The sequence below is a fragment of the Nocardia sp. NPDC060259 genome (assembly GCF_042728775.1).
Classification (GTDB): Bacteria; Actinomycetota; Actinomycetes; order Mycobacteriales; family Mycobacteriaceae; genus Nocardia.
This window is the reverse complement of sequence record NZ_JBHXAY010000023.1, coordinates 71730-79088: the sequence shown is the minus strand read 5'-3', so window position 1 is coordinate 79088 and position 7359 is coordinate 71730. Positions and strand designations below refer to the sequence as shown.

The following is a 7359-nucleotide window of genomic DNA, read 5'->3' as shown; positions in this document are numbered from 1 at the left end:
GATGCTCTTTCAGTTGAAAGCTGACCCAGTCGGGAAGGCTCGCCTTCTCACTGAGCAGCGCGTGCAGCCACTCGAGCCGGTCTTCTTCGTGGATCGCGAACTGCGGCGTCGAAGCCGCTTGACCGTACAAATTCAGAATGACGGTATCGGTGGCCGCGGCCGGTCGCGCGTTTCGCGACTGTTCGTTGGTGGATTGATTGGGGGAGAATGAGATCTCTCGTACGCTTGGCCTACCCTGGTAGCGGACCGTGTTCACTGCCTTCGCGAGCACCCGGTCGGGCGTCGTGCTCACGAACAAGCGCAGGTCATCGATCGCAGCGAGGCTGCGAAGCGCATCACCGGGCTCGGGATCGACTTCCACGATGATGTCGTTGATGACGCGATACAACCGCTCGATCTCGTCTTGGCCGCGCTCGCGCACGAACGCCGCCACCGCCTCGTCCATGGTGGTCGGTCCGGGTGGCACAGCGAGGTTCCAGCGTCGAGCGAGGCGTTGGCCGATGAGCGTGGTGAACGTTTGATCGACATTGCCGATATCGACCCTGGTCACGTCGGGCCCCACGACCGGTACCAGGACCCGCTGCCGAGTATGCGCGAGAAGGTCGTCCCAGAAATCGTCGTTCATGCCCAAACACTCGATCCGGATTCCGCCAAGAACACCTGGCACGCCGGGGCGCAGCGCCGGCGTGAACAGCATCAGAACGTATCTAGCACCGAGTTCACAATAGGGTTTCGACGTAGTCGCGGCGTAGAGTAGCCGACTACTCGAAACTTCCCCGGGCACTATTCCCGCGCATTGCGGAACCTGCCCGGCATCGGCGGCGATGTTCCGTTCGTCCACCGAGGAACGGGCCGGCTCGGTCTGACGATCCCGCACCCGCAGGATTCGCCGCGTTGCACAGTGACCGGCATCATGGCCCGCAGTTGGGCGGCGGTGACGGTGGCGCGTCGTCGCCGGGCGCCAAGCGGACCGCGTCCAACGGCGCGATTCAGGAGCCGCGGCCGGTTTCCGGCGCGCACACCACCGAGTACGGCCAGCCCGGGATCATCTGGTGAGTGTTCTCGGCCCGGCCGTAGGTGTGACACAAGATCGGTTGCGGGCAGGTACGCGCTTCGGGCCGCAACCAGCACGTGATGTCCACTGCCAGCACCAGCCGTCCATCCGCCGCCCTGGGCAGCGGCACCCTCGTCAGCGCTCGCCGCCACCGGTCCACGATCGTTGAACGTTGGCTGGCGCACAGAGTGCCGCCATGACCGGATGCATCAGCTCACGCCCCACCCAACACGTGAACGCCTGGGCCACCCGAGTGACACTGGGGCGACGCCCCGTGCCGATACTGCTCGACGTAGCGAATCGAAGTTCGATCCGGTCGACCCGCGGCAGCAGGTGCTGCCGCCACGGCCTCCGATCTTCCCGCCAGGGCCTTGGCCCCCGGTCCGGCATCGGACCGCCACCGTCACTCTCTTCCAGCCCACCCGCGCCCGCCAGCGTTCCTCGCCCCGATGCGGAGTCGACGCCGCGACCGGGAAATATGGGTGACATCGCCATAGCAGGACTGAAATCCGTTCTGGCGGATCGGGGAATCATGAAGAAGTTCGATGACGCCAAGGCCCGTTCCACATCAACGCCGGCGGCGGAATCAGTCGACGTCTACAACTTCATCGGGAAATGACGGAAATGGCCGTTCGGTGCCCGCTCGACAGTACGCCTTCGGTGGTATCAGCGAACGATCAGACCGTCGAGTAATTCGCGTAGTGGACTACCCGCGTCATCATGGCCCCTGGCTACGACAATCAGAGCCTCGGACAGTGGCCAGATCGTTGTACCCGACGAAGCGAGGAGGCTTCCATGACCACCAGGCCCGTGCACAGCGCGTTCCGGGTTTCCTCGGGTTTTCGAACGCCACAGCGGCCGGATCATGACGGCATCGATCTCGCCGCACCGGCCGGCACTCCGATCTTCGCACCGGTGGACGGTGTGGTCGTCGAGGGTGCGGAACGCCCGCCGGGGTCGGTGTCGGGATTCGGAAACTGGGTGTGGCTGGATGCACAGGACAACCGGGGTGTGGATCTGATCTTCGGGCATATGGGTCATGCTTCAATCCTGGTGAAGCGGGGCGATCGGGTCCGGGAGGGCGAACAGATCGCGAGCGTGGGGTCGGAGGGCCAATCCACCGGTCCTCATTTGCATTTCGAGGTGTGGGGCCCGCCCGGGCGCGTCGGCGGTGAATCGAGGAATCCGCAGGATTTCCTCCAGGGTGCGGTCGACCCCGGCATGCAGCCCGGCCCCGGCACGGACGGGTCCGGCCCGGAGGCATTTCCGCTGCCGCGCGGGTTCTTCTACGGGCCGCTGGAGGGCCCCGCCTCGTCGATCTCCGGGCGTCACGGCAGCGAACGGCCTGAGTGGATCGCGGGCTTGAAGCGCTGGCAGCAGGCGCGGGGCCTGCCGCAGACCGGTGTTTACGACCAGGCCACCGCCGACGCGGCGCGTACGGTTCAGTTCGCGAACGGGTTGACCCCCGATGGACTGATCGGCCCGGCGACATGGCGCGCGGGATTCACCAGCGCCTCGCTCGGGGAGCGACCATCGAGGATGCAGCTGGTCGACCACGCTGCGGCGCGCCCCGGGGCTCAGGCAGTGAAGGCCGACGGATACCACGGGGCTGTTCGCTACCTGGTGGACTCACCTGAACGCGGCCTGATCAACAAGAAACTCACTCCCGAGGAAGCCGCAGGGTATCTCGACCTGAAGATGCCCCTTGTCAGCAACTGGCAGAAGGGAAAGAACGCCACCGCCGATTGGCGCCGCGGGTTCGACGGCGGTGTCGCCGACGCCGAGGCCGCCGACGCGTGGCACCGGCACTGCGGCGGCCCGGCCGAGGCGCCGATCTTCTTCTCCATCGACGACGATCTGTCGCTGTCGGAGTGGAACAGCATGGCAACCCATTATCTGCGCGGCGCTGCGTCGGTGCTGGGCAAGGAACGCGTCGGCGCGTATTGCAAGTATCTGGCGTGCGATTGGGCGGTCGAGGACGACGTCGTCGGCATGTGCCGCGACGGCAGCGGAAAACGCTTCCTCTGGCAACCCAACACTTGGCTGGGCGGTCGGCCGCTGGGCACGATCTCCGAGCACGCCTGCTTGTTCCAGCGGCTCATTCACCCGCGCGACAACGTCAAGGTCTCTGGGATCAACGTCGACGTCAACGACACCCTCACCGCCGACTTCGGGCAATGGCAATACGCCGCCCAACCCGTTACCCCAGACCCGGTCGTCGTTCCCGGCTCGATTTCGGTGCGGGAACCCGACGGCTACGACATCGCCTGGCACGCCGGGCCGGGCTCCCGTTCGGGGCATGGCCCGTACAAGCGGATCTACTTGCACACCACCGAGAACCAGGACTGGATCAGCCGCGCCGAAATCGTTGCCGACGGTCAAGCGGCCAGACGGGACGGGTCGTATCACTACATCGTCGACGACAATCACATCATCCAAACAGTCTCCACGAAGAACGCCTCTTGGAGCGTTCCGGTGCGCGGCGTGAACGACGAGAACCAGGTATCGGTGCATATCGCCCTCGTCGGGACCTCCGGCGCGATTCCACGGTGGACCACCAGTCCAAGCCCCAATGTCGAATCGAACCCGAAGAAGCGCTCCGTGTGGCTCGAGCACGACAAGATGCTCGACATGGTGGCCTTCACCATCGCCAAAGTATCCAAGGAACACCACATCCCGATCGAGCGGGTCGACATCGCCGGTGTCGGAAACGACATGCATGGCGTCTCCAGCCACAACAATTACACCTACGGCTCGGTGAAACTGAGGGGCTTCAAGGACGGCTCCCACTGGGACGTCCCCGACACCTTTCCCTACGATATCGTCCTCGCCGCGGCAAAGCAGTACGCGGCCATCCCCGACGACCCCGACCGTTTCCCACTACCGAACGGGCACTACTGGGGTCCCCTGTCCGGGCCGCAGGAGTCGTGGTCGAACAGGTTCGGCAACGAGCCGCAAGCATCGAAGGACGGCTTGCGGCGCTGGCAGGCCGCCCTCGGAATCGCACCGACCAGCGTGTACGACGACGCCACCCGCGACGCTGCGACCGCGATGCAGAAGGCCAAGGGCTGGCCGGTCACCGGCCACGTCTACGCCGGCGAGTGGTATGGCGTCATCAAGGACGGCTGGCGGTTGACTGTCCCTGCTGCCGTCCCCACCGGCGCACGCAAGATCACCAACGCGACAGGGCCTGGTCACACCGACCAGTTCGGTATGGCCGCAACCGATCTCGGGGTGATGACCCGCACACCCTCTGGCCGGATTCTCGCCGTCTTCGGCGACACCTTCCGCGACCCGATGGTCGGCAGTGACGACTGGCGCGCGCCGGTCGCGTTGTACTCGGACACAACGAATTTGGACAGCGGAATCGTGTGGCACCAAGCCGCGGGACCGGATCCGAACTACGCCCAGCAACTGTGGCCCTACGACCATGTGGGAGGCACGACGGCGCTGCCCTCCGACATCATCACCATCGGCCAGGACATCTACCTGCACGTGATGATCAATCAGGGCCTCGGCAACGTGGTACGCACCGAGATCTGGACGTCGAGCGACAACGGAAAGTCCTGGCGGCCCACCGGTGCCCAGTTCGACGCCGGCCTGCACAACGGGTTCGCGCAGCTGTGGACCTGGGAACGCGACGACGACGGGTGGGTGTACGTCTTCTCCACCGGATTCCAACGCGACAAGGGGGTCATCCTGCGCCGTGTCCGCCAGGACAGGATCACCGACCCCGGCGCCTACATCGGCTGGGGTTGGCGCGACGGCAGCTGGAACTGGGGTAACCCGCCGACACCGGTACTCGAAAGCCAGCCCTCCGCGGAAAAGTTCGGCGAGATGTGCCTACGCAAGATCCAGAACAAATGGGTTCTGGTCAACTTCGACGCCTCCACCACCGGTGGCTACGACATCGACCTGCGCCTGCTCGACACTCCCACCGACAACCTCTACCTGGTATCGAAGACGACCCCCATTCGCGGGTCGGCATGGGGAGAAGAGGGCAATGACAGGGTCGCGCAACTGTACGGCCCGTGCATCATCCCCGGATCCACCCTCGATGCCGGCGTACACCTGCTGGTGTCGCAATGGAAGACCGCCGACGGATGGCCTTACCGTGCAATGCACTTCAAGATTCCTGTCCCATAGATTTCCCGTCCGCTGAACTTTTCGGGATTGCCTGCCCAGGAGCTGAAACGGATTCTTGCCGATATAGGAGCTACGCAATGGACACGCAAACGCTAGCTAGGGCCATGGGCAACGGCCTGCCGATGACCGAGTACGAAAGGCTCGTAAGGCCGTTCAACGAGGCGCTCGCCGCCGCCGATTGCAACACCGTCGAGCGGGCGGCGATGTGGTGCGCGCAGGTCGGCCACGAGTCCGGCGGGCTGCGGCACATGGAGGAGATCGCCGACGGCCACGCCTACGAGGGGCGGCTGGACCTGGGGAACACCCAGCCTGGCGACGGGCGCCGGTTCAAAGGCCGCGGGCCTATCCAGCTCACCGGCAGAGGCCATTACCGGCGGTTCGGCGAGTGGGCCCAACGCAAGGGCCACGCCCCGGCCGCTGACCAGTTCACGGCGAACCCCGCGCTGGTCGGCGAGCCGAGGTGGGGGTTCCTGGCGGCGACGTACTACTGGACGGTGGAACGGCCCCAGCTCAACGCACTCTCCGAAGCGCGCGACATCGAAGGCGCGACAAGAGCGGTCAACGGCGGCCTCACAGGCCTGGCAGACCGTACCGACCGCTGGAACCGCTGCCTCCTCCTCGGGTCGGCCCTGCTGCCCGCCGGCAGCGAGATTGAGAAACGCCTTCCGTACCCACGCACCCAAGTCATCCAGGACACCGAATTCAACTGCGGCCCGGCATCGTCCCAGACGGTGATCCTCGCCCGCACCGGGGACTTGATCCTCGAGAGCGTCCTTGGGTCGGAGATGGGCACCGACCAAGAAGGAACGGACCATATCGGCCTGATCGCGCCCGTTCTCAACAGGTACCTTCCCGGGGCGGACTACCGAGTTTCGCAGATGCCGAACGACCCGGCGCTCCCCCAGCAGGCCCAGAAGCTGTGGGACAACGTCAAGCACAGCATCGACAGCGGCTACGGCGTCGTGGCCAACATCGTCGCCCCACCGGGCAACTACCCCCGCGGCGTCCGCGGGTCTACAAGCCCTCAGTATCGCGGCGGGACCGTCTTCCACTACATCGCGATCATGGGGTATGCCGATGGCGGCGGCCCCCGCGCGTTCTGGGTCGCCGACTCGGGTTTCGAACCCTACGGCTACTGGTGCTCGTTCGAGCAGATGGCCACCCTGATCCCGCCCAAAGGCTACGCGGCCGCAGCAGGCAGCCCCCCGCCCGAGCTGGACGCGTTCCCGCTGCCGGCCGGCTACTACTACGGGCCGTTCGAGGGCCCGCGGGAGTCGATCTCCGGCCGTGCGGGAGAACCAGCCGCATGGATCGAGGGGCTGCGCCGCTGGCAACTGAAGGCGGGCGTGGCCGTCGACGGGGCATACGGGGAGCAGACCAGGCTCCGCGCCATCGAGTACCAGCAGGCCGCGGGACTGCGCCCCCACGGGCACATCGGCCCGATCACATGGGAACTGGCTTTCAAAGATCCCTACGGCGTGAAAATAGGCACACCCGATATCTGGCACCAGCTCCTCGGCACCGACGGCAGTGGCTTGCCGCAGATCGGCGGGCGCACGCTCGTCGACGCCGTCGCCACCATCGGCCAGCACCTGGGTATCGCCGGGTTCGCGCCGCCTCCCGCGCACAACGACGTCCTCCAACGCACCGACATCGACGAGCGCCTCTCCGACATCTGGATCCAGCTCGTCGGCAACGAGGGCAGAGGCTGGCCGCAAATCGGCGGACGCACGCTCGTCGACGCCGTCGCCACCATCGGCCAGCACCTAGGCATCGACGGGTTCGCGCCGCCTCCCGCGCACAACGACGTCCCCCAACGCACCAACACCAACGACCGCGTCCTCGACATCTGGATCCAGTTCCTCGGCTTCGACGGAAGAGGCTGGCCACAGATCGGCGGACGCACGCTCGTCGACGCCGTCGCCACCATCGGCCAGCACCTGGGTATCGCCGGGTTCGCGCCGCCTCCTGCGCACAACGACGTCCGCCAGCGCACCGAAATCGAAGAGCGCGTAACCGACATCTGGATCCAGCTCCTCGGCAACGACGGCAACGGCTGGCCGCAGATCGGCGGCCGTTCCCTGGTAGACGGGGTTGCGGAGGTCGGTCGCAAGCTCCAGATCCCCGGGTTCGGCCTATAGGCCGCCCGAGGGCCGCCG

6 protein-coding genes are annotated in these 7359 nt (G+C 66.0%); 4 read left to right on the top strand and 2 right to left on the bottom strand.

The genetic code is table 11. The annotated features are described in order from the left end of the window. Positions 1-697 (bottom strand): hypothetical protein (locus ACFWF2_RS12445; RefSeq protein ID WP_379307397.1); only part of this gene is annotated, 697 nt, incomplete at its 3' end. A 197-nt stretch (positions 698-894) separates the two neighbouring features. Between ACFWF2_RS12445 and ACFWF2_RS12440 the strand changes: the two genes are divergently transcribed. Then, positions 895-1056, top strand: a complete 162-nt coding sequence (locus ACFWF2_RS12440; protein WP_379307415.1) for a hypothetical protein — start codon at positions 895-897, stop codon at positions 1054-1056. Here ACFWF2_RS12440 and ACFWF2_RS12435 read toward each other — a convergent pair. Further along, the gene (locus ACFWF2_RS12435; RefSeq protein ID WP_379307395.1) at positions 990-1184 is read right to left on the bottom strand and encodes a transposase; all 195 of its coding nucleotides are present in this window, start codon (positions 1182-1184) and stop codon (positions 990-992) included. The genes ACFWF2_RS12440 and ACFWF2_RS12435 overlap by 67 nt on opposite strands. A 348-nt stretch (positions 1185-1532) precedes the next feature. Between ACFWF2_RS12435 and ACFWF2_RS12430 the strand changes: the two genes are divergently transcribed. From ACFWF2_RS12430 to ACFWF2_RS12420, 3 genes are all read left to right on the top strand, one after another. Beyond that, positions 1533-1673: a hypothetical protein gene (locus ACFWF2_RS12430; protein WP_379307393.1), complete on the top strand. Its 141-nt coding sequence runs from the start codon at positions 1533-1535 to the stop codon at positions 1671-1673. Between the two features lie 176 nt (positions 1674-1849). Continuing rightward, positions 1850-5200, top strand: coding sequence for a DUF4185 domain-containing protein (locus ACFWF2_RS12425; RefSeq protein WP_379307391.1), 3351 nt, complete (start codon positions 1850-1852; stop codon positions 5198-5200). A 77-nt stretch (positions 5201-5277) separates the two neighbouring features. Beyond that, positions 5278-7341 (top strand): C39 family peptidase, encoded by a 2064-nt coding sequence (locus tag ACFWF2_RS12420; protein ID WP_379307389.1) that lies wholly within the window; start codon positions 5278-5280, stop codon positions 7339-7341. Positions 7342-7359: the final 18 nt, after the last annotated feature.

Bases quoted from the DNA above. Each gene is read 5' to 3' on its own strand.
- ACFWF2_RS12420 (WP_379307389.1), top strand. From the start codon at position 5,278: ATGGACACGCAAACGCTAGCTAGGGCCATGGGCAACGGCCTGCCGATG.
- ACFWF2_RS12430 (WP_379307393.1), top strand. From the start codon at position 1,533: ATGGGTGACATCGCCATAGCAGGACTGAAATCCGTTCTGGCGGATCGG.
- ACFWF2_RS12425 (WP_379307391.1), top strand. From the start codon at position 1,850: ATGACCACCAGGCCCGTGCACAGCGCGTTCCGGGTTTCCTCGGGTTTT.